We start from the raw sequence: 21,680 nt of genomic DNA, 5'->3' as shown, positions 1-21,680 counted from the left end.
CCTTGTACTCGTGCTCATTGAGTTGATTTAACCCCCAGTTCTTATACATGCGGGCATGCAGAAAATACTGGTTGATCGCGATGAGCTCGTTCTTGAGCACGCCATTCAGATACTGAATTGCTTTGGTGTCGCCTTTCATGGGTCGGCCTCCCTGTCTGGACGTGTGGGCATGGCTGGCTATCCCTGGACAGTCAGGGATTGGCTGGCTGAGCAGTCGGTGTGCAAACAGAATTTCTACCGCAAAAGTATACCGGCGCAACGGCTTGACGCAAGAACTAAGTCGCTGAAAATCAAGCAATAAGAAGCATTCGCATCCAGGCCTCGCCTCAACGGTGACGAAATGCAATTGACAATGATTCGCATTAGTGATTAACTGTTTGCCCTGTAAATTAACAACCCTTGTCGAGAACGATCACGATGTATGTATGTATCTGCAAAGGTGTAACGGACCGGGAAATACGCAACGCGGTCCAGGATGGCGCAAACACAGTTCGAGCCCTGCGCAAACAACTGGGGTGTACCGGTCAGTGCGGCAAATGTAAGCAGCAGGTGCGTGAAATCAGGGACGAAACACTGGCAGAACAGTGTGAAACACGACTCCCTGTTCTCGCCACCTCTACATGCTAATAAGAACGATTTGCATTTAGTTTATTTTTCTCTATAATGCGCCTCAGTCTACAACTGCACTGAGGAACTTTCAGCAATGAAACGCGCATTGAACACCAGTATCAGCCTTGCAACCCTCCTGGTGACCGCCTCCGTCGGCGCCACCGAAATGCCCTCCCCTGAAGTCATGTGGGATATCATCCAGAAGCAGCAACAGGAAATTAAGGCCCTGCAGAAACGGCAAGAGACGATTGATGAAAAGGTCGAAGCTACGGGCGAGGTCGTGGATCAGATACAGACTGGCGGCCCGGCCAGCGCCACTTCCGGTTACAAGCCGGAAAGAGCGGGGCACGGCGTCAGCAGTACCGCCTTTTCACACGGCAGCTCGGGCCGGACTGTCGTTGGCGGCTACGGCGAATTGCACTACAACAACCTGGACAACCAGACCAGCGGCGGCAGTGACAAGAAAGAAATCGACCTGCACCGTGCCATCCTGTTTCTCGGCCATGAGTTCAACGACCGCATCCGCTTCTGGTCTGAACTGGAGGTTGAACACGCCCAGGCCGGCGAAGGCAAAGGCGGTGGCGAAGTCTCCATGGAGCAGGCCTACGTCGAATTTGACCTTAACGAGAACCTCTCCAGTCGTGCCGGTCTGTTGCTGGTACCGGCCGGCATTCTGAACGAGGTCCATGAGCCCAACACTTTCTATGGCGTGGAACGCAATCCGGTGGAAAACAAGATTATCCCGACCACCTGGCGTGAGGGTGGCGCCAGTCTGAACGGCCGCTTTGGTGAAGGCTGGAGCTATGACCTGCTGGTTCACTCCGGGTTCAACACCAATGTCGGCAAAGACTACGCCGTGCGTAGCGGCCGGCAAAGTGCCCGTAAAGCCAACGCCAACGATCTGGCCTATACCGGACGCATCAAATGGACCGGCCTGCCGGGCGTAGAACTGGCCATGACCGTCCAGTACCAGACCGACATGACGCAGGGGGTTGACCCTTCCGCCGGTTCCGCCACCCTCGTTGAAGCCCACGTTATCGCCAATCGCGGCCCGTTTGGCCTGCGCGCCCTGTATGCCAGCTGGGACCTGGACGGCTCCGGCCCGGCCGCTGTCGGTGCAGACGAGCAGACTGGCTGGTACGTCGAGCCTTCCTTCAAGGTCACGCCGAAAGTGGGTGTATTTGCCCGCTACAACAGCTGGGACAACCAGGCGGGTAATTCCACTGACACGGAATACACCCAGGTCGATTTCGGTGTGAACTACTGGCCGCACCCGGACGTGGTGTTAAAAGCCGACTACCAGATTCAGGATGCCCCGTCCGGCAAGGATGAGTTCGATGGTTTCAACCTCGGCGTCGGTTACCAGTTCTGAGGCTGTCACTCAATCCTCAACTCAGGCAGAATACGGGGCGCTCCGGCGTCCCGTGTTCAATTCCGGTTAGTTCATGAAACCCATTACCTTCCGCTTGTTTATCCTGCTCAGCCTGTTACCCGTGCTGCTGTGGGCGCGTGGCACCTACCAGGAACCGCAGGATTTTCTCTCTGACAGTTTTAACGGCCAGGTGCCGCAACCCGCCGTGGTGTGGCTGACCGGTGAGCGCAAGCTGCGCGCACGTGAAATACTGGCACACGATTACCCGAGTCTGCGCATTCGCTACTGGCGCAAGAACCAGCGCAGTGCCTGGATACTGGAGGAAATCGGCAAGGACCACCCTATCACTGTGGGCGTGGTTATCCAGGACGGTCATCTTGAACGCATCAAGGTGCTCATCTTCAGGGAAAGTCGCGGCTGGGAAGTTCGCCACCCGTTCTTTACCGACCAGTTCAATGATGCCGGGCTGGGCAATGATGGCACACTGAATAAAACCATCGACGGTATTTCCGGGGCAACGCTGTCGGTACGAGCACTGAAGAAAATCGCCACCCTGGCCCTGTATCTCGATAGCGTAACGGTCAAGCCGCATGTCGAAACATCACCGTAGAAAACAACGCTTCAAGATACGCTCTTTCTATGTATGGCACCGCTACATGGGGGTCAGTGCGGCACTGTTCACACTGATCATCGCAGTTACCGGTATTTTGCTGAATCATACAGACGATTTTAAATTCAGCGACTCACATATCCAGTCTGAATGGATACTCGACTGGTATGGCATCAAGGCCCCGGAACAGTTGCTGAGTTTCCCGGTTGGCGACCGCCATATCACCCTGATGGGAGACGACCTGTACCTGGACAGAAAGGAAATTGGCGACAATTACCGTAACCTGACGGGCGCATTGCAAATCACCGATGTTATTGTTGTCAGCGTCAATAGCAACATGCTGTTACTGACACCGCGTGGGGAAATCATCGAACATCTCAAGCGCAAGGATGGCGTCCCCGCAGGCATCGAACAGATTGGCGTGGATGACACTGGCAAACTTGTAGTCCGCACGCTGCACGAAATTTACCAGCCGGACAGCGACTTTATTCGCTGGCAACGGCTCGACCGGGATAGCCGCCGTATCCACTGGGCGAACCCTGAACCACTGGATCCCGGCCTGAAGAAATTATTGCAGCATCATTTCAGGGGTGAAGTGCTGCCTGTCGAGCGCGTACTGCTCGACCTGCACAGCGGGCGTTTCTTCGGTAAACCCGGGCCGTGGGTATTTGATATTGCTGCGGCATTACTCATCCTGCTATCACTGACTGGCGGCTGGATCTGGCTGAAACGCCGTCGCTGACAACCGGTCTGATTTCAACGACCGGCACGCACCAGGCCACCGAGGCCCGCTTCATCCAGACTGTTGTGCAACAGGGCCTGCACGGCAGCCGCGTCTTCCAGTTGCCAGGTCTCTTCCAGCAAGTCGCGCATCTTTTCCGTGTTAAAGCTGCGTAACGCCCACTTCACACGCAGCAGGCTGGCCGCACTCATACTCAGTGAATCGACACCCATGCCGAGCAACAGTAATGCCGCTGCCGGGTCGCCGGCCATTTCACCGCACACACTCACCGGGCGATCCACGGCATGCGCCTCAACGACTACCTGGTGTATGGCACGCAATACCGCCGGGTGCAGCGCATTATAGAGTCCGCTGACCTGTGCATTATTGCGGTCCACCGCCAGCAGGTACTGGGTCAGGTCGTTACTGCCGATCGAAAAGAAATCCACCCGCTTTGCCATGGCCGGCACCTGGTACACCGCCGATGGCACTTCGATCATGACACCGATTTTCGGGAAGCTGATTGTTTCACCTTCCTCGAGCAGCTCTTCGTAAGCACGCCGCACCAGGCCCATGGCATCATCGATTTCGCTGACACAGCTGATCATCGGCAACATCAACTGTAAATTACCCAGCCCACTGTTGGCGCGCAGAATAGCGCGTACCTGGGTCAGGAAAATCTCCGGGTGATCCAGTGCAATGCGAATACCACGCCAGCCCAGGAACGGGTTTTCTTCCTCGACCGGAAAATACGGCAACGCCTTGTCACCGCCGATATCCAGCGTGCGTACCGTTACCGGTGATGGCGCAAAGGCTTCCAGCACCTGCCGGTAAATACGGAACTGTTCCTCCTCGCCCGGGAAGCGATCGCGGATCATGAAAGGCACTTCGGTGCGATAAAGCCCGACACCTTCCGCCCCGCAACGCAGCGATGGTGTGATATCCGTCAGCAGACCGGTGTTTGCATACAGAGGCACGTGTACACCGTCAGGTGTCTCGGATGGCAACTCGATAAGATCCAGCAAGTCCTGGGAAAGCGCTGCCTCTTCGGCCTGCAGGCGCTGGAATTCTTCGCGTATGGCGCGCGACGGGCGAACAAACAGGCGTGCCTGGTAACCATCGACGACAATGTCCTGACCTTCCAGCCGATTGACGGGCAGGTCTTCTACGCCCATCACCGCGGGAATACCCAGTGCACGCGCCAGGATGGCAACATGCGAGGCACTTGATCCACTCGCCGATATAACGCCGACCAGGTATTGCACCGGCACCTCGGCAAGCTGGCTGGCGCTGATCTCTTCACCGACCAGAATGGTGTTCGGCTGCCAGCAACGCCGGGCCGGGCTGGTACTTTGCAGATGCTCCAGAATACGCCGCCCGAGATCACGCACGTCGCTGGCGCGTTCGCGCAGGTACGGGTCTTCCATGGCCTCGAAGGCTCTCACGTGTTCAACAATGGTCTCGCGCAAGGCACCCGGCGCCCAGTTACCGGCACGAATCCCCTTGATGGTGCCATCGACCAGGTTCTCGCTGCGCAACATCATGATCAGCGCGTCAAACAGTGCAATGTCTTCTGCCGGTAACGAATCCACCATACGCGCCGACATCATGCGCATGTCACGCTCGACAGCAGCCACCGCGGCACGGAACTCCGCAATCTCTTTTTCTGTATCTTCCGCCGGCCGGTCCGGGATCGCTTCCAGGTTCGCCATCGGGTAAACCACATGCGCACGACCCACGGCCGCACCCGGCGTACCGGAGTTACCTTTCAATGCATAGCGGGATTCATCGGATTCCTGCAGCAGGCGGGTAATATCACCACTGGCTTCGGCATGACTGATTGCACCTGCCAGCTGTGCCGCCAGGGTAAACAGGAACGTTTCTTCCGGCTCGGCAAAACGCCGCCGTTCATGCTGGCGCACCACCAGCACACCCAGCACCTTGCGATGTTGCACAATCGGCACACCAAGAAAACCATGGAAAGGATCTTCGCCGATCTCACCGGTATAGACATAGGCCTTGTGCGAAGAGGCATCGTCGAGGTTGAGTATTTCCTCGCGACGCGCCACCACACCGACCAGGCCTTCGCCAAAATTCAGTCGCACCTTGCCCACGGCAGCCGTGTTATACCCGTCGGTCGCCATCAGAACATGTTGCTGACTTTCAGGGTCGGTGAGATACACCGAACAGACATCCACCACCATCGCCTGTTTAACGCGGCTGACGATAATGGACAGCGCACGCGACAGGTCCGGTGCACGGTTCACTTCCTGAATAATGCGTCTCAGGGTATCAAGCAAGTTTCAGATTCCATTCGAGTCAGGGCAAAGCCCGTGAGGCGTCTCAGCGCACCACCCTGTCCGGCACCTTGCCGTCGGGGAAGATCAGCGGCGCCAGTTCATTCAGCGCCTTTTTGTATACCGTTCGTTTGAAGGGAACCACTTCGCGCAGCGGGTGCCAGTAGTCCACCCAGCGCCAGTTATCAAACTCGGGCCTGTCACTCAGATCCAGCCTGACAAACCGCTCGTCGCTCAGCAACCGCAACATGAACCAGACCTGCTTCTGGCCAATACACACCGGCTTCTGGTGATGACGGATAAACCGTTCCGGCAACCGGTAACGCAACCAGCCTCGGGTCGAACCGAGCACATCGACATGATCCGGTTCCAGGCCAATCTCTTCTTCCAGTTCACGGTACATCGCCTGTTCGGGCGTCTCTTCTTTCTGGATGCCGCCCTGCGGGAACTGCCAGGCGTCCTGGCGTATCCGCCGCGCCCATAGCAACTGCCCCTCCGGATTTGTCAGGATAATCCCGACATTTGCTCTATAGCCATTTGAATCAATCACTTGCGCGCTCTGTGGAATCTTTTACTGTATAAAACCATTGTACACACGGCGTCAATCGGCGCAAATCTGCCGCACAAAGTCTGATTTACCTTTGCCGGCGGGGCGACTATCCTGCACCCTCAGGTTATCTTATCGGATAAAAATCATGGCGTTGGCGCTTTTCGACCTCGACAACACACTGCTGGATGGCGACAGCGACTACCTGTGGGGCTGTTTTCTCGCGGAACACGGTATTGTCGACGCCGAAGCCTACGAAGCCGAAAATCAACGCTTTTACGACCAATATCTCGACGGAAGCCTGGATATTCACGAATTTTTGCGTTTCCAGCTCAAGCCGCTGGCCGACCACAGCCGACAGCAACTGGAAGCCTGGCGTGAAGAATTTCTGGCCATCAAGATCGAACCGATCATGCTCGACAAGGCCAGGGCATTACTTGACCGGCACCGGGCGGCCGGTGATGAGCTACTGATTATTACCGCGACCAATCGTTTTATCACCGAACCCATTGCCGAACGCTACGGCGTCAGGCATTTACTGGCGACAGAACCCGAACTGCGTGACGGCGAATACACCGGTGGCGTCGTCGGCGAACCCTGCTTCCAGGGCGGCAAGGTCAAACGCCTGCAACAATGGCTGGCCGACAATCATGCATCGCTGAACGGCAGCTGGTTCTACAGTGACTCGCACAACGACCTGCCACTGCTGGAACAGGTCGAGTACCCGGTTGCCGTCGATCCCGATGACAAACTCCGCGTACTGGCCAGCGAACGCGGCTGGCCGGTGACCAGCCTGCGTTGACCGCGTGAAACCACTACGCGCCCTGCCGCTGTTTGCCGTACTCGGTGTCGCCAGCCTGGCCGGCCTCTGGCTAAGCCTCGACACCGGAACTGCCGCCATCAGCCTGCGCGATATGCTCGCGGATGGCAATTCACTCAACACGCAAATCCTGCTGGAACTGCGACTGCCGCGCACCGCCACGGCGTTTGTCACCGGCGCCTTGCTGGCCATTGCCGGCGCGCTCATGCAAGTGCTGTTGCGTAACCCGCTGGCCGATCCCTATATCCTCGGCGTATCGGGAGGCGCCTCGGTCGGCGCGCTACTGGCCCTGCTGCTGGGCGCCGGCGCCATCATGCTGCAGGCCTCGGCCTTTGCCGGCGCTTTACTCTCGACACTGCTGGTATTCGTGCTGGCGCGCGGGCGCGGCAACTGGAACACCACCCGCCTGCTACTGACCGGCGTGGTGCTGGCCGCCGGCTGGGGCGCACTCATCAGCCTGTTGCTTGCCATCAGCCCGGCCAGCCGGATACAGGGCATGCTGTTCTGGCTGATGGGCGACCTCGGCTATACACAATTGCCCGTTACCGGCAGCATGGTTTTGCTGTTTACGGCATGGTTTGCCATGGCGCTGTCCCCGTCCCTGAACCTGCTGGCCGGTGGCGAGTTGCGCGCGGCCTCACTGGGTGTCGAGGTGAATCGACTGCGCCTGCTGCTTTATCTGCTGGCGTCGCTGGCGACAGCGACAGCCGTCACCCAGGCGGGCAACATCGGTTTCATCGGCCTGATCGCGCCACACATGCTGCGCCTCGCCGGCGCGCGCGATTACCGCATACTGATACCTGGCGCAGCGCTGCTGGGTGGCGCATTACTGTTGTTTGCCGACGCCCTGTCGCGCAGCCTGATTGCACCGCAGTTGCTGCCGGTAGGGGTGCTGACCGCACTGCTGGGTGTGCCGATGTTCCTGTTCCTGCTGTACCGCGCACAGGACAACCGACATGGATAAAAACACACCGTTACTGCGGGCCACCGATGTCGATATCCGCATCGACAACACATGCTTTGCGCAGCGACTGAACCTCGCTGTCGAGGCCGGACAGTGCTGGTGCATCCTCGGCCGCAACGGTGCCGGCAAGACCACTCTGCTACATACGCTCGCCGGCCTGCATGCGCCTGCTGCCGGCAGCATTCAGCTCGAAGGGCAATCGATCCAGGCGCTACCGCGAAAACGCGTCGCACAGCAGCTCGGCGTACTGTTCCAGAACCAGGAAGACCCGTTCCCGAGCACGGTGATGGAAACCGTCCTGCAGGGGAGACACCCGCACCTGCATGGCTGGCAATGGGAAACTGAAGCAGACATCGATATTGCCAGCAACGCACTGGCACAAGTCGACCTCGAAGGTTTCAGACAACGCAATGTCCAGACACTGTCCGGTGGCGAACGTCAGCGCGTCGCCATCGCCACCCTGCTCACCCAGCAACCCCGCCTGCTGCTGCTCGACGAACCGACCAATCACCTGGACCTGCATCACCGCATTCATATCCTGCAAAAACTGCGCGATCACGCCCGCCGGAACAACGCAGCCATCATCATGGTGCTGCACGACATCAACCTGGCTGCGCGCTTCTGCGACCATGTGTTACTGATGCGTGGCGACGCACACATCCAGCTCGGCAGAAGCGGCGATATTCTTCAGACTTCCGCCCTGGAAAGCGCCTTTAACCACCCGTTAATCGCCATTGAAACCGCACATGGGCAAGCCTGGCTGCCTGAATAATTGTTAACTATTTCGACAAACAGTCAGCGGCGCTAATTTTTCCGGCTCCACTGTCAGCTCCATACAAACCCTCCCAGGCCTTTGTATAAATTATCTTTTACCTCCATTCCAGACGAGCCAGCCGATACCCGAATGTCGGTGAATTTTACATTGTTTCAAGGCAGCATTTTCCTGGCCACGCTAAGCGACTGAGTTTCCAGCAGCTTCTGAAACGGCACAGCAGTTGCTTGTATACTCAGGTAAAATATCCGCGGAAAGGCGTCCATGATTTCAGGTGACCCAATGGCTGTGCTGAATAGCGAAACCACCCTCGCGGAACGACGCGGCCAGAAAGACCGCCGCCGCCATAGCTGGCGCACCGTGACCTACTGCGGTCTCCACGGCCGTGGCCGGCGTCGTCAGGCGCGCCGCGCGGGGCACAACTACTACCTGGACTGGTATGAACCCGGACTGGTCCTAACCGGACTTGGCGTGCTGCTGCTGAGTTGCCTGGACGCACTCCTGACACTTACGCTACTCAGTCACGGCGCTTACGAAGCCAATCATTTCATGGCCCATCTGCTGGAAATAAGCACCCGCACATTCGTCGCGACCAAAATCGCTATCACCTGCGTCGGTGTCCTGTTCCTGCTGATGCATTCGCACTTCCGTATACTGAAAGTCACCAGCGGCAAGCAAATGCTGAAGCTGCTGCTATTCGTGTACGGTACGCTTATCGCGTACGAGATCGTACTGTTGAGGGTTATCCTGTGACAAACAGGATCAACTGGAAAACAGCCGCTGCCACCAGCGGCGCCGGTTGCCGGGTTGCGGCATCGGCGCTTGCAAGTCGGCTGGCGGCAGCTTGGAAAGAATCCAGCCGGGCAGGGGCGGGTTATCACTGTAGCCGCAGGACACCCCAAGGTTGTTCGGGTCAAAAATTTTCACGAAACCGGGGTTAGCCGGGTCGTCGACATAGACAATGCCGCAGTAGTCTTCTTCGTGTTCCTTGCGCAATAACACGTCGATTTCATCGACAAAGCGCAGTACGTCATCCGCCCCGGCCACTGTTTCCGGTGGCGTTTCGCCTACCGCATAAACATACCAGTCACCGCCCGCATCCTCGCGCAACCGCCCCCACAGCGCATCAAGATGCTCCCAGCGCAGCACGCCGTAAAACGTACCCCTGAACTCACGGTGAAACTCGCTTTTCAGGTTTTCTGTCATCCGTCTACCCGCCATACAATACTGTCAGCCAAGCCTAATACAGTCACCGACCCAACTCAACGGCAAACCCTGCGCCGCAAAAACTCACTTTAAACTCATAGAGTTACCTGATCACCCCCCTTGACACACTGGCCGTCCGGCGCGTACAGTAATGCGTCGCCCTGAACCACTTTGACCCACCCATGGATCTACGTATCGCCGCTTTTATTACTGTCTCGACGCTGGCGCACGGCGCTGCGGCGCTGTGGTTCGATGTCGACCATACTTCGCCGCTGGCCATTGGCGGTGAAGCGCAGGTGTTACGTGTTGCACTGCAGCCTGCGCGACAGGCCGGCAAAACAGATCATGCAGAAAACCGGCCGGTACAAATTCCAGGCCAGGCAAAACTGTCAACAACCCGCAAGCCACGTCCGGTAAAGACCGCCGTACCCCATATACAGGCAGAAACGACAACCCGGGAAACAAAACCCCGGCCCACCAGCGAACGGCTTGCCACAAGCAGCAATACGCCGGCATTGCCACGCCATCGTGCTGCAGAGAACGCCAGCGAACAGATCAGCGCTGCGCTAAAAAACCGACTGGCGAAACATTTTGAGTACCCATGGCTGGCACGGCAACGTGGCTGGCAGGGTCGCGTACTGCTGTCACTGCGTGTCGCAAGTAACGGTGACCTGAGTGACTGGAGGATTGTGCAGACTTCCGGCTATCGCACCCTTGATCAGTCTGCACTCAGGGCTGTACGTCGCATCGAACACCTTCCTCAGGCCAGACACTGGCTCAACGGCGGGTCACTGGAAGTCCGGCTCCCCGTACAATACAAGCTGCTCGACAGCTGAATACATGGGACATCGTCTGTCAAAGATCTATACCCGTACCGGTGATGATGGCAACACCGGGCTCGGTGACGGGTCGCGGGTTTGCAAAGATGAATTCCGCATCGAAGCCATTGGCACGATTGATGAGCTGAACAGCCAGATCGGCGTCATGTTGAGTGGAGAGCCCCCCGACACAGCGCGCGCGGCGCTGACCGAAATCCAGCACCGGCTGTTCGATGTTGGCGGTGAATTGTCGATCCCGGGGCACACCATGATCGATGCCGCTGCTGTTGAGCAACTGGAACAACAACTCGATGCGCTGAACGCCGACCTGCCGATGCTGAAAGAATTTATCCTGCCGGGTGGCTGCGCGTCTGCCGCGCACTGCCACCTTGCGCGCAGTGTGTGCCGGCGAGCCGAACGGCGACTGGTCACACTGGCCAAAAGCGGGCCGGTCAATCCAGCTGCTGTTCACTACCTCAACCGGCTTTCGGATTACCTGTTTGTACTCGCCCGCCACCTGAATAAAAACGCACAGGTACCCGACGTACTCTGGCGACACGAACGCTGATCAATTCGCCTTGCGCGCTTCATCAACGCGCTCACACAACTCCTGCGCTGCCTGCAAGGCTCTTGGCGTTTGCCGTTCCAGGGTTTCCGCCGGCACGCTATACAGGTGATTACCACGTACAGCGCGCAGGTCTTTCCACTGCCGCCAGCGCGCCTGCCAGTTCGTGCTTTTGCCAGGATGCCGGCCGGCAAGCAATACGTCGGGGTCCGCTTTCAGTACTGCCTCCAGATCCACTGTTGGCGCAAGGTCCGGCAGATCGGCAAAGATATTCCGCGCGCCGCACAGGTGCATCCAGCGGCTGATCAGGTGCCGGCCGTTAATGGTCATCAGGGGTTGTTCCCATACCTGGTAAAACGCCGTGACCGGCCTTCGATGGGCATAACGTGTCTGCAAGACACTTACACCTTCACGAAAAGCCTTCGCCGCCCGTTGCGCCTGCACTTCACTGCCGGCAAGACGTCCCAGCGCCAGCAGGTTTTCCGCAATACCGTCGATATCGCCCGGCTCGGAGTAGAACACCGGCACACCGAAACCTTCCAGCTGATGCAACTGCGCCCTTGCATTACCGCTCAACCAGGCCACCACCAGGTCCGGTCGCTGCGCCACTATGGCTTCCACATTCAGACCTGCGCCACTACCTGTGCGCGGTAACCGCCGGGCGGCCGGGGGCCAGTTACTGTACTCCGACACGGCGACCACACGGTCACCAGCACCGGCGGCAAACAACAGTTCGGTTACATGTGGTGAAAGACTCACGATCCGCTGTGCCGGTTGCTCCAGTCGAACGGTCCGGCCCGCGTCATCGGAAACTTCCACGGCAGCATGTACCACACCATTCAGCAGGCCAATCACCAGTATTGCGAAGCACGCTTTCATGAGCACCATTCTACGCGATGGACGAAAGCCGGGTATAATCCGCCGCCAGTTGAATTCAGGGGCAACACACATGAAAAATCCTGTGGTCATCATTGGGCTGGGTGAAATGGGCGGCGTATTCGCCCGCGGTTTCCTGCGTGACGGGTACCCGGTTTATCCTGTTACGCGAGAAACAGACTGCGAAGCGCTGGCCACCAGGCTGCCCTCCCCGGAACAGGTGCTTGTTGCCGTGGCCGAGAAAGACCTGCACCCTGTATTGAAAAATATTCCCGGGACCTGGCGCGACCGCATTGCACTCCTGCAAAACGAATTGCTACCCGGCGACTGGGCACAGTACGGCTACAAAAACCCTACCGTCATCTCGGTCTGGTTTGAAAAGAAAAAGGGGCAGGACGCCAGGGTTATTATCCCCTCGCCGTGCTTCGGCCCGGAAGCCGAGCTGCTGGCTGAAGCACTTGGCCGTATCGATATCCCCGTGGCTGTACTGGATAACGCCGACCAGCTGCTATTCGAACTGGTACGCAAGAATGTCTATATTCTCACCACCAATATTGCCGGTCTGACAACCGGTGGAAACGTTGGTGAACTCTGGTCACAACACCAGGGGCTTGCCCGTGACATAGCCAGTGAGGTCATCGCCCTGCAGGTAAAACTTACCGGTCGCAGCCTCAATCGTGAAGCCCTGATCAGCGCCATGGTGGAAGCCTTTAACGGCGATACTGAACACAAGTGCATGGGTCGCAGCGCGCCCGCCCGCCTGCAGAGAGCGCTGGAGCTGGCTGCGCAGTACGGTGTAGACGTGCCGGTGATGAAACGGATTGCAGCGCAGACCCTGTCACCGGCATAGGCTTTACACCTTGCCCAGGGTGTTCTGGTCCGTGTGGTGGAATATCGCCTTGTTAACCGGTATCCATAACTGGGTATCTTCCTTGTAACTGAATGTCCCGTCATCGTTGATCGTGACGTCCAGAAGATACTTCATGGTCTTGTAGGATTCATCCAGGTACTTGTTTGACAATATGCCGTAGGTTTCGGAACCCACCTCGGCGGACAGGTGAAAGCTTTTGCTGTCCGCCTCGGCATCGCCACCGGCATTGACCAGAACCCCGCGGGGTACCATGAAACAGCGCAGCACCTGTTTGTTGCCAGCATCCCACAACCAGTAACCCAGCTCTTCATGAAAGGCATCGTCTTCACCCAGACGCCAGGCCGTCATCGAATAGCGCAGGCCATACAATTCCTGCGGGCCGTTTCTGACCGGGCCAAGCGGCTCAAAAACCGCTCTCTCCCGGTAGCGGGTTTCCGTTTCCTTGCTGTGGACCCGGGAAACATCAATACCTTTGTCGCCTTCCCAGGTTCCTGCCAGTGCTGCCAGGGGGCCGAGATTTTCCATTATCGTGTCACTCATAGTTGCTCCTTAATACAAGAACCCGGAAACCGGATGATGCCGGTCGTTCCTCATCGGCAACGATTTCCGGCAAATCCGTGCCGCATCCATTTCAGCGCCCGCAAGCGGCCTTTAACCGGTACTCCAGGCACGGGGCGTTTCATGCCATTATCGGCCGGGCTACATTCAGCCGGACCAACCGGCCAGGGTCAGCAGGGACAGCGCCACCACCCAGATCGTCAGTGTACGCCACACCAGGCGCATGGCGGCGCGCACGGGTGAAGCAACGCCCTCGATAACCGTATCACCATCAGACATACCCAGCGCACCCTCGCCGGTAGACGCCAGCACCTGGTATGAACCTTCGCTGCCGCGCGGCATTTCGCGGTGTGCAGCGCGCCAGCCTTCAATGGCGGCATCGAAATGGCCGCTCAGTGCATAACCCAGCGCCAGCAGGCGCGCAGGAATCCACACCAGCACACTGTATGCCCATTCAATCGCATCACCATACTCACCGGGTTCCCGGCGCTCGCTATACAGCACCACCACAGAGCGATACATGACAGCACCGACCGGCCCCAGCACCACAAACCAGAACAGCACAGCAAACAGGCGATCATTGGCTTCCGTCAGCACGGCACGCGTGACCTGGCGTTCACCGGCATCGCCCTCTTCCAGTTTTTCCTCACCGAGCAGGCGGGCGGCGGCCCGCACACGCAGATCCGTGTCGCTGGAGTCCGCCACTTCACAATACGTGTTCACATCAATCGCGAGATCTCGCGGACCAAGACAGTAAACAAAGGTGGCCACGTAGAACAGCAAGCCGACCAGCCCGAGCAGCATATCGTGCAACCAGACCTGCAACAGGCCAGTCAGCAACCACACCGGCAACAGCACCAGCATGACACCGGGGATACCGTTCCAGATGTCACCGGAAAGACGCGTATGCACAGCATCCGCCCAGGCGAGAAACTGCCGGTAATGACGGTACGCGTGCAGGTGCGTGAGCAGACGGTCTGCAATAATGCCCAGAATGGCTGAAATCAGTGTCATGGTGCTGCCAGGGTGAGGAAGACCGGCTTACGCTACCGGTTGCGTGCGCGGACTGTCAAGCCGGCAGGCCGGGTTATCACGACCATCCGCGCCGGATGCCACCAAAGAAGATGTGTCGCGTACGAATGTCTCAGGGCGTGGCAATTGATCTTCCCGGGCTGCTGGTCGTAGAAGTTGGCGCCTCTTCAAACGCAAGGTCCTGCGCAAACCGGGCAGGAAAACTTTCATACCGTTTTCACTGCTTCTGGTAGGTTCCCAGCAACGCTGTTTGCGAGATGATGTGTCCTTTCATGGCCGCTTCCAGTTCTGACCTGGTCGGTGTATTCAATCCTTCGAGCACGGTATCGAGCGCGTACAGTTTGTGAAAATAACGGTGTCGCCCGATGGGGGGACATGGTCCGCCGTAACCGGTTCGCTTCCAGTCATTCAGGCCCTCCCTCGTACCGGGCGGCAGATTTTCCGAGCCGACGTCCTCGGGCAGACCGCTAACGTCCGGGGGTATGTTGTATAGCAGCCAGTGGACCCAGGTCATTTTCGGTGCCTTCGGATCCGGTGCGTCCGGGTCATCGACGATCAGCACCAGGCTGCGCGCCGTTTCTGGCATACCCGTCCATGTCAGTGGCGGAGAGATGTCCTCACCCTGACAGGTGTACCGGGATGGAATGGCGCCTCCGTGTTCGAAAACGCTGGATTCGAGTAGAAGTGTCATGTTGCCGTCCCTCGGTAATAAGCTGGTATCCGCGAAAACAAGGCTGCAGTTTACGAGCGCCGCCAGGATCAGCGCGCCCCGTACCCATTTAACTTTGTAGCGTCGTGATGGTTTCACAGGAAACCTGCTCCGTCAGCAGAGCATTCTATAACCGTAGACGTACAGGAAGAATAAAAGCCATTTTCCCAAAAGTCCAAAATTATTGAACAACCGGTCATCCCGCCTTTCAGCCCGAACACTGCCGTCATCGTTTGAATATTTATCTGCTTTTCATCGGATTGGTGACCGTTTCAGGCCAGCAGGGTATGCAGTTGTGTCCAGTCGAAGGCGGGGCCGGGATCGGTCTTGCGGCCCGGGGCAATATCAGCGTGGCCAACGACATCCTGTGCACCGATATCCGGGTAATGTGTACGCAGGGTACGGATCACGCCGGCCAGTTGCCGGTACTGTTCGGGTTCATAGGGCGCTGCATCCTGCCCCTCCAGTTCGATACCGATAGAGAAATCATTGCAGGCTTCGCGGTGCCGGTAACAGGACTTGCCCGCATGCCAGGCGCGGCACGAAAACGGCACATACTGCACCAGTTCACCATCGCGGCGAATCAACAGGTGGGATGACACGCGAAGGTCCGCAATTTCGGCAAAATACGGGTGCGCCGCGCTATCCAGCCGGTTAGTGAAAAAATCATCGATCCAGGGGCCGCCGTATTCACCCGGCGGCAAGCTGATACCGTGCACCACAATCAGGGAAACGGCGCCCGGCGCCGGTCTTTCGTCGCAATTCGGCGACAAAACACGTCGAACATCTACCAGCCAGTCGCCATCTTCTGTTAATTGCATTATGTTTACCGTTGCCAGCTGTGACGCCATTATCGCGCGCCGGCCTGTTCCGTTACAATACGGCGCAGTTTTCTTGTTCAGGATGCATCAGGAGTTTTTGTGAAATCGATTATTCTTTCTCTCGTCCTCGTTTTGGGCGTATTCGGCCAGGCCGTGGCGGAAACCCGCTACGTGAGTGACCGGCTGGAGATCCAGATGCGTGCCGGCAAGGGCACCCAGTTTCGTATCCTGCGCAGCCTGCCCAGTGGCACACCGCTGGAGGTTCTGGAAGTCGACAAGCAGAACCAGTATTCGCGCGTGCGGGCGCCGGACGGTGTGGAAGGCTGGGTACTCAACCACCTGCTGATGTCAGGTCCGTCGGCACGCGACCGGCTGGCAAAGGCGGAAAAGAAACTCGCCAGGCTGGAACTGGAGAACCGCAAGCTGAAGACCGCACTGGCGGAACTGCGCAAGGCCAAGGGCAGCACCGACCAGGAACGCAGCGCGCTGAAGAAGGAAGCCAACAAGCTCAGCCAGGAGCTGGAGCGTATTCGCCGCACCGCGTCGAGCGCACTGGCCATCGACGCCGAGAACAAGGAACTGAAAAGCCGTATCGTTGGCTACGAACGCCAGTCGCAAAGCCTGTTGCAGGAAAACAAGAGCCTTAAAGACCGCACCGCGCGCGACTGGTTCATGGTCGGCGCAGGGGTGATTCTGCTGGGCATGATTATCGGGCTGATCATTCCGCGCATTCGCTGGCGCAAGAAATCCAGCTGGGATTCGTTGTAACGCAGAAAATATTACTCGTCCGTCACGCAGCCGTGTGAGGCATCCTTTACGTTCTTGATGTACTTGTAGAGCGTGCCACGCGTTGCCGTGTAGTCCGGCATCGTCCATTCACTGCGACGCTTTTCCATTTCCTCGTCGCTGACATCCACATCGAGACGCTGTTTGCCGGCATCGATGCTGATGATGTCACCGTCGCGGACCAGGCCGATCGGGCCGCCTTCCTGCGCCTCCGGCACCACATGACCGATAATGAAACCGTGCGATCCACCGGAGAAACGGCCGTCGGTAATCAACGCAACATCCTTGCCCAGGCCGGCCCCCATAATGGCTGATGTCGGGGTGAGCATTTCCGGCATGCCGGGACCACCCTTCGGACCTTCATAGCGAATGACTACCACATCGCCCTTCTGGATCAGACCTTTTTCCAGGCCGGCCAGCATGGCTTCCTCACGGTCGAACACGCGCGCCGGCCCCTTGAAGGCCAGGCCTTCCTTGCCGGTAATCTTGGCCACCGAGCCGCCGGGCGCGAGATTGCCCTTGAGAATCTGGATGTGTGCGGTTTTCTTGATCGGTTTGTCGATGGGCATGAAAACCTCCTGCCCCGGCGTCAACCCCGGCACATCGGCGACATTTTCCGCCAGCGTTTTACCGGTTACCGTAAGGCAGTCGCCGCTCATCAAGTCCTGTTCCAGCAGATATTTGATCACCGCTGGTGTACCACCCACATTGTGCAGGTCTTCCATGACGTATTTACCGGACGGCTTTAGATCAGCCAGGAATGGTACGCTGTCGCTGATCTTCTGGAAGTCGTCGATCGTCAACGGAACATCCACAGCACGCGCCATGGCGAGCAAGTGCAGCACGGCGTTGGTGGAACCGCCAAGCGCCATGACGATAACCATGGCATTCTCGAATGCCTCGCGGGTCATAATGTCGCGCGGCTTGATATCACGTTCCAGCAGGTAACGAATTGACTGGCCAGCCTGCAGGCACTCTTCCAGTTTGCCGGGATCGATCGCCGGGATCGAGGAACTGTAGGGCAGGCTCATACCCATCGCCTCGATCGCGGAAGCCATGGTGTTGGCTGTGTACATGCCACCGCAGGCGCCGGCACCCGGGCAGGAATGCGCAACAATCTGTTTGCGTTCCTCGTCGTCGATCTTGCCGGCAAGATATTCGCCATAACTCTGGAACGCGGATACCACGTCCAGGGTGGCGTTCTTCCAGTGTCCGGGCTTGATGGTGCCGCCATAAACCATCAATGCCGGCCGGTTGACACGGCCCATGGCGATCATCACGCCGGGCATGTTCTTGTCACAACCGGGAATGGATATATTGGCGTCGTACCACTGTGCGCACATGACGGTTTCGATGGAGTCGGCGATGATATCGCGCGACTGCAACGAGTAACTCATGCCATCGGTACCCATGGAAATACCGTCACTGACACCAATGGTGTTAAACCGTAGCCCGACCAGGCCAGCTGCCTGCACACCTTCTTTCACTTTGGCGGCCAGGTCGTTGAGGTGCATGTTACAGGTGTTGCCTTCCCACCAGACGCTGGAAATACCGACTTCGGCTTTCGCCATGTCCTCGGGTTTCATGCCCGTGCCGATCAGCATCGCCTGCGAGGCGCCCTGTGAACGGGGTTCGGTGATACGGGAACTGTAGCGGTTCAGTTTGTCAGCCATTGCTCTTCCTCTGGGCGCCCGGACAGCGCCATTACCGGCAAAGCGGACTATTGTACCGGGCAATGCGCGGCCCTCCAATGGCGTGCGGAAAAATGACTGCCAGCGTTGAATGGCACTAAGGAAGGTCTGATTAATTCGTCATCGGCGCAGGCCGGGATCCAGGCGGTTTGATCAGGCTTTCTGGATTCCCGCCTGCGCGGGAATGACGGGATTTAAGGCTTAACTTAGTGCCATTCACTGCCAGCGTTAAATCCGGTTATTTGTTGCTTTCCAGCCCGGGATGCCAGGTTACAGCCGCCCCGCCCCTGCGCTTGGCGGCATACATGGCGACATCCGCACAATGGAGTATCTGTTCGTAGCTGTCACCGTGTTGCGGGTACAGGGCTATGCCGATGCTGGCACCCAGGCTGAGCTGGTGCCCCGCCACCCTGAATTCTTCCTGCAGTCGTTCCGAAACCAGTCTCGCAATAGCTTCTGCACTGCCACCACCGGTTGCCGGAAGCAACAGGGCAAACTCATCCCCGCCAAGACGCGCCGCTGTATCGGTTTCGCGCACACAGCTGCGTATGCGCTCCGCGACCAGCCTGAGTACCGCATCCCCCGTCAGGTGACCGAGTGTATCGTTGATCTCCTTGAACCGGTCCAGGTCGATCAACAGAAAGGCCATGCTGTGGTCCTGGCCACGCGCACCTTTCAGGGCGGCCTCGACACGCTTCTGCAACAGTACACGATTGGGCAAGCCTGTGAGGTAATCGTGCCGGGCCTGGTGCCGCATCTCGTTTTTCTTCTGCACCAGTTCGTCACGCATGTGATCCAGCGCCTCGGCCAGTGCAGAAATTTCTGACACCCGCGTCCTGACCTGCAGCGCGGCCCCGTAATCGCCTCGCGCGATCTTTTTCGCGGCCTCGCTCAACTGATGAAGCGGGCCGGCGAACTGGCGCCCGAGCAACATGGTGATGGAGAAAGCAACGAGGATAAAACCCAGCATCAGGTAAAGACCGTGCCGGTAGACCTGTAAAGACTGCTCCCGGGTTGGCATTTCGTCGTACCCGAGCTGGAGTTCACCCATGCGTTCACCGTTAGCACCGAACAGGGGCACAACAATGTGATACAGCTTGTCACCCCCCTGCCCGAAAAAGAAATCCTCTTCAAAGGGCGATGCCAGGCGCACCTGCCGGCCGGCGTGGATAAGGTAACCCCTGCTGTCCACGATCCTGGAAAACGCGATGCGCCCGCTGATCAGGGCTTCTTCCAGTTCATTTTCCAGTCTTTCAAATCCTCCCCCCGCCTGACTGATGGACGCCAGCTGATAGGCATCATTTCGCGCATGGTCGACAAACTGGCTCTCGTAATTCTTTTGCACCAGGTACAAAACGCCACCAAACAGCAACGGCACCATGATCAGGAAAAGGAACAGTGCCGCAATGGCGATACGCCCGGTAAGTGTCGAGAAAAAAGCCCTCATCGCACCCGGCCTTTCCATAACACCTGGATGATATACAGCTCTGGATACTCTCTTGCATCCTGTTCCCACATAACACTGACGCTGCCAGGAATCGACTTCAGCGCCTCAACCAGATCACGCTGCCGTTCGAAACGGGGTGGCTGCACACGACCGGTACGAAACGTCTGCGACAACAACTGACGCTCATAGCGGCGCTCGGACATATAGACAACTTTTTGCAGGAACACCTCGTTCAACAGGATATCCGCGCTGCTGCGCAACGCCTTGAGCGGCTGGCCATTGACAGAAACAGGAATCCCCAGAAAGACCCGGCGCAACTGGTTTGGCGTCAACTGTACACCGCCCATATCACTGCCGCTGACCAGGACCAGGGTAACCTCCCGCGGTTCATCGGCGGACAGCGGCAACCCGCTGAGCAGCAGGAGCAGTCCCGCAAAAATGATGCAGCGCCTGATCATGGGAAAACGGCGCTCCAGTTCAGGAATGTTTCGCCAAACGTCCTGCTACGCGCACGATTGCGTGAATACTCCAGTTTCAACGCCTGCCTGGAAGTAAAGTCCCAACGCAACCCCAGCACCCGGCGCCCGGGGATAAAATTATTCATTAACCGGAGGTATGGGTCATTGTCATCGCCAAAGCTCTGCTCAAGGCGGGCATAGGGTGTCCATATTTCGTGGGCCAGGTAATCTGCCTGCACATAACCACTGGCAAAGTCCCCGCTTTCCCTGGTTCTGCTGTCAGACAGCTCGTCACTTGCCACGTACAGGGCGCCGCTCAATGTGATGTCTGCAAACTGCCAGCTGGAAAACACACCGGCAATGGCCAGCTTTAGTGTATCGAAGGTGGAGTTTCTGACGGGCATTTCAACATAACTGGCAAATACGCCAGCCTGGTCACCCAGTGCGCTGTCCGGGCGATAGGAAATACGCCCCGTAATACTGAACTTGTGTTTACCGCTGCCAATATCGAGCAGGTCAACCGAATGCAGCATGGCGTTACTGCCAACCCGTAATTCGGGACCTGTGCCGACCAGCAGTGAGTAATCAAACGCATGGTTCCCGCTGGTGTGCGTCGTATCGAGCAAAAGACCAATGATATGACTGGGGAACACTCCGCCCCTGTCATCAAAGCGGGCGACCTCCGGGCGGCTGATCGAAGATTGCAGATAATTGCCATGATGGTACTGGGTGTTCCAGTACCCCAATGGATTATGCACCCGGCCGGCCCAGAGCGTTGTCTGGTGTGAAAAGGCATAACCCAGTTTCAGGCGTTCAGCCTCGACCCCATTATCCGTCAGAACCACTTCACCCAGTAGTCGCAGGCGACCACGGCGGGCCGTAGCGAATAAATCCACCAGTGGGGTTGTTTCCGTGTCAGCCAGCGACTCGCCCTGGTGATGGTCGAAGCGTATTTCGGGAAAAAACAGTAACTCCCCCTCAGCCAGCAACCGCGCCGAAAACAGCGCGCCAATGAGGAAAATCAATAAACTCCGAATGTGGTAGCTACGCCACATAGCCATAATCATAGCTGCTCTTTTTTCCCATGCCGCTTCCTGTTCTTTTACCCCGTCTCCTGCGTGGGCGGCACC

At 57.8% G+C, this 21,680-nt stretch carries 25 protein-coding genes; 12 read left to right on the top strand and 13 right to left on the bottom strand.

Annotation, left to right across the window (positions count from 1 at the left end; translation table 11 throughout):
- A partial coding sequence (locus ACW81B_RS07620) for a ferritin-like domain-containing protein (protein ID WP_491579621.1) occupies positions 1-139 on the bottom strand: 139 nt, incomplete at its 3' end.
- 278 nt (positions 140-417) lie between these two features.
- Between ACW81B_RS07620 and ACW81B_RS07615 the strand changes: the two genes are divergently transcribed.
- The 4 genes from ACW81B_RS07615 to ACW81B_RS07600 all read left to right on the top strand — a co-directional run bounded on the left by ACW81B_RS07615 (position 418) and on the right by ACW81B_RS07600 (position 3,333).
- Positions 418-627, top strand: a complete 210-nt coding sequence (locus ACW81B_RS07615) for a (2Fe-2S)-binding protein (RefSeq protein WP_491579619.1) — start codon at positions 418-420, stop codon at positions 625-627.
- Between the two features lie 76 nt (positions 628-703).
- The gene (locus ACW81B_RS07610; RefSeq protein ID WP_491579618.1) at positions 704-1,981 is read left to right on the top strand and encodes a porin; all 1,278 of its coding nucleotides are present in this window, start codon (positions 704-706) and stop codon (positions 1,979-1,981) included.
- Between the two features lie 73 nt (positions 1,982-2,054).
- On the top strand, positions 2,055-2,591 hold the full coding sequence (locus ACW81B_RS07605; RefSeq protein WP_491579617.1) for an FMN-binding protein: 537 nt from the start codon (positions 2,055-2,057) through the stop codon (positions 2,589-2,591).
- Positions 2,572-3,333 (top strand): PepSY domain-containing protein, encoded by a 762-nt coding sequence (locus tag ACW81B_RS07600; protein ID WP_491579616.1) that lies wholly within the window; start codon positions 2,572-2,574, stop codon positions 3,331-3,333. Before ACW81B_RS07605 ends, ACW81B_RS07600 begins: the two co-directional genes overlap by 20 nt.
- 14 nt (positions 3,334-3,347) lie before the next feature.
- On the opposite strand, the gene ptsP is transcribed toward ACW81B_RS07600, so the two are convergent.
- Together ptsP and ACW81B_RS07590 are read right to left on the bottom strand one after the other, a co-directional pair.
- Positions 3,348-5,612 carry a phosphoenolpyruvate--protein phosphotransferase gene (ptsP, locus tag ACW81B_RS07595; RefSeq protein WP_491579615.1) on the bottom strand — a complete coding sequence of 755 codons (2,265 nt, stop codon included), beginning with the start codon at positions 5,610-5,612 and terminating at the stop codon, positions 3,348-3,350.
- A gap of 43 nt (positions 5,613-5,655) precedes the next feature.
- Entirely contained in the window at positions 5,656-6,159 is a 504-nt protein-coding gene (locus ACW81B_RS07590) for an RNA pyrophosphohydrolase (protein ID WP_491579614.1), read from the bottom strand.
- Between the two features lie 145 nt (positions 6,160-6,304).
- On the opposite strand from ACW81B_RS07590, the gene ACW81B_RS07585 reads away from it, so the two are divergent.
- The 4 genes from ACW81B_RS07585 (at position 6,305) to ACW81B_RS07570 (ending at position 9,465) form a co-directional block, all read left to right on the top strand.
- On the top strand, positions 6,305-6,958 hold the full coding sequence (locus ACW81B_RS07585; protein ID WP_491579613.1) for a histidinol-phosphatase: 654 nt from the start codon (positions 6,305-6,307) through the stop codon (positions 6,956-6,958).
- Between the two features lie 4 nt (positions 6,959-6,962).
- Entirely contained in the window at positions 6,963-7,940 is a 978-nt protein-coding gene (locus ACW81B_RS07580; RefSeq protein ID WP_491579612.1) for a FecCD family ABC transporter permease, read from the top strand.
- The gene (locus tag ACW81B_RS07575; RefSeq protein ID WP_491579611.1) at positions 7,933-8,712 is read left to right on the top strand and encodes an ABC transporter ATP-binding protein; all 780 of its coding nucleotides are present in this window, start codon (positions 7,933-7,935) and stop codon (positions 8,710-8,712) included. The genes ACW81B_RS07580 and ACW81B_RS07575 overlap by 8 nt, the downstream gene beginning before the upstream one ends.
- Positions 8,713-8,994: 282 nt before the next feature.
- Positions 8,995-9,465 (top strand): DUF5658 family protein, encoded by a 471-nt coding sequence (locus ACW81B_RS07570; protein WP_491579610.1) that lies wholly within the window; start codon positions 8,995-8,997, stop codon positions 9,463-9,465.
- Between the two features lie 9 nt (positions 9,466-9,474).
- On the opposite strand, the gene ACW81B_RS07565 is transcribed toward ACW81B_RS07570, so the two are convergent.
- Entirely contained in the window at positions 9,475-9,918 is a 444-nt protein-coding gene (locus ACW81B_RS07565; RefSeq protein ID WP_491579609.1) for a hypothetical protein, read from the bottom strand.
- Between the two features lie 182 nt (positions 9,919-10,100).
- Here ACW81B_RS07565 and ACW81B_RS07560 point away from each other — a divergent pair, with 182 nt between their 5' ends.
- Both ACW81B_RS07560 and ACW81B_RS07555 read left to right on the top strand, forming a co-directional pair.
- On the top strand, positions 10,101-10,754 hold the full coding sequence (locus ACW81B_RS07560) for an energy transducer TonB (protein ID WP_491579608.1): 654 nt from the start codon (positions 10,101-10,103) through the stop codon (positions 10,752-10,754).
- Positions 10,755-10,758: 4 nt separating this feature from the next.
- The gene (locus tag ACW81B_RS07555; protein ID WP_491579607.1) at positions 10,759-11,304 is read left to right on the top strand and encodes a cob(I)yrinic acid a,c-diamide adenosyltransferase; all 546 of its coding nucleotides are present in this window, start codon (positions 10,759-10,761) and stop codon (positions 11,302-11,304) included.
- On the opposite strand, the gene ACW81B_RS07550 is transcribed toward ACW81B_RS07555, so the two are convergent.
- A complete protein-coding gene (locus ACW81B_RS07550; RefSeq protein ID WP_491579606.1) occupies positions 11,305-12,180 on the bottom strand; it encodes a cobalamin-binding protein in 876 nt (291 codons plus the stop codon).
- Between the two features lie 70 nt (positions 12,181-12,250).
- Between ACW81B_RS07550 and ACW81B_RS07545 the strand changes: the two genes are divergently transcribed.
- Entirely contained in the window at positions 12,251-13,027 is a 777-nt protein-coding gene (locus ACW81B_RS07545; protein WP_491579605.1) for a hypothetical protein, read from the top strand.
- A gap of 3 nt (positions 13,028-13,030) precedes the next feature.
- Here the strand turns inward: ACW81B_RS07545 and ACW81B_RS07540 are convergent, their stop codons facing one another.
- The 4 genes from ACW81B_RS07540 to ampD all read right to left on the bottom strand — a co-directional run bounded on the left by ACW81B_RS07540 (position 13,031) and on the right by ampD (position 16,168).
- Complete coding sequence (locus ACW81B_RS07540; protein WP_491579604.1) at positions 13,031-13,588, bottom strand: heme-binding beta-barrel domain-containing protein; 558 nt, start codon at positions 13,586-13,588, stop codon at positions 13,031-13,033.
- Between the two features lie 165 nt (positions 13,589-13,753).
- On the bottom strand, positions 13,754-14,620 hold the full coding sequence (ampE, locus tag ACW81B_RS07535; RefSeq protein ID WP_491579603.1) for a regulatory signaling modulator protein AmpE: 867 nt from the start codon (positions 14,618-14,620) through the stop codon (positions 13,754-13,756).
- Positions 14,621-14,855: 235 nt separating this feature from the next.
- The gene (locus ACW81B_RS07530) at positions 14,856-15,329 is read right to left on the bottom strand and encodes a YbhB/YbcL family Raf kinase inhibitor-like protein (RefSeq protein ID WP_491579602.1); all 474 of its coding nucleotides are present in this window, start codon (positions 15,327-15,329) and stop codon (positions 14,856-14,858) included.
- A 290-nt stretch (positions 15,330-15,619) separates the two neighbouring features.
- Positions 15,620-16,168 carry a 1,6-anhydro-N-acetylmuramyl-L-alanine amidase AmpD gene (gene ampD / locus ACW81B_RS07525; protein WP_491579601.1) on the bottom strand — a complete coding sequence of 183 codons (549 nt, stop codon included), beginning with the start codon at positions 16,166-16,168 and terminating at the stop codon, positions 15,620-15,622.
- 99 nt (positions 16,169-16,267) lie between these two features.
- Between ampD and ACW81B_RS07520 the strand changes: the two genes are divergently transcribed.
- On the top strand, positions 16,268-16,936 hold the full coding sequence (locus tag ACW81B_RS07520; RefSeq protein ID WP_491579600.1) for a TIGR04211 family SH3 domain-containing protein: 669 nt from the start codon (positions 16,268-16,270) through the stop codon (positions 16,934-16,936).
- Between the two features lie 11 nt (positions 16,937-16,947).
- On the opposite strand, the gene ilvD is transcribed toward ACW81B_RS07520, so the two are convergent.
- The 4 genes from ilvD to ACW81B_RS07500 form a co-directional block, all read right to left on the bottom strand.
- Entirely contained in the window at positions 16,948-18,627 is a 1,680-nt protein-coding gene (gene ilvD / locus ACW81B_RS07515) for a dihydroxy-acid dehydratase (protein ID WP_491579599.1), read from the bottom strand.
- Between the two features lie 256 nt (positions 18,628-18,883).
- Positions 18,884-20,092, bottom strand: a complete 1,209-nt coding sequence (locus tag ACW81B_RS07510; protein WP_491579598.1) for a diguanylate cyclase domain-containing protein — start codon at positions 20,090-20,092, stop codon at positions 18,884-18,886.
- Positions 20,089-20,550 (bottom strand): hypothetical protein, encoded by a 462-nt coding sequence (locus ACW81B_RS07505; RefSeq protein ID WP_491579597.1) that lies wholly within the window; start codon positions 20,548-20,550, stop codon positions 20,089-20,091. The genes ACW81B_RS07510 and ACW81B_RS07505 overlap by 4 nt, the downstream gene beginning before the upstream one ends.
- Positions 20,547-21,611: a hypothetical protein gene (locus tag ACW81B_RS07500; RefSeq protein WP_491579596.1), complete on the bottom strand. Its 1,065-nt coding sequence runs from the start codon at positions 21,609-21,611 to the stop codon at positions 20,547-20,549. Before ACW81B_RS07500 ends, ACW81B_RS07505 begins: the two co-directional genes overlap by 4 nt.
- Between the last annotated feature and the right edge of the window lie 69 nt (positions 21,612-21,680).

This window comes from Thiogranum sp. (assembly GCF_058323355.1).
The sequence above is the reverse complement of the archived record's forward strand: the minus strand, read 5'-3'. Positions and strand labels throughout refer to the sequence as shown.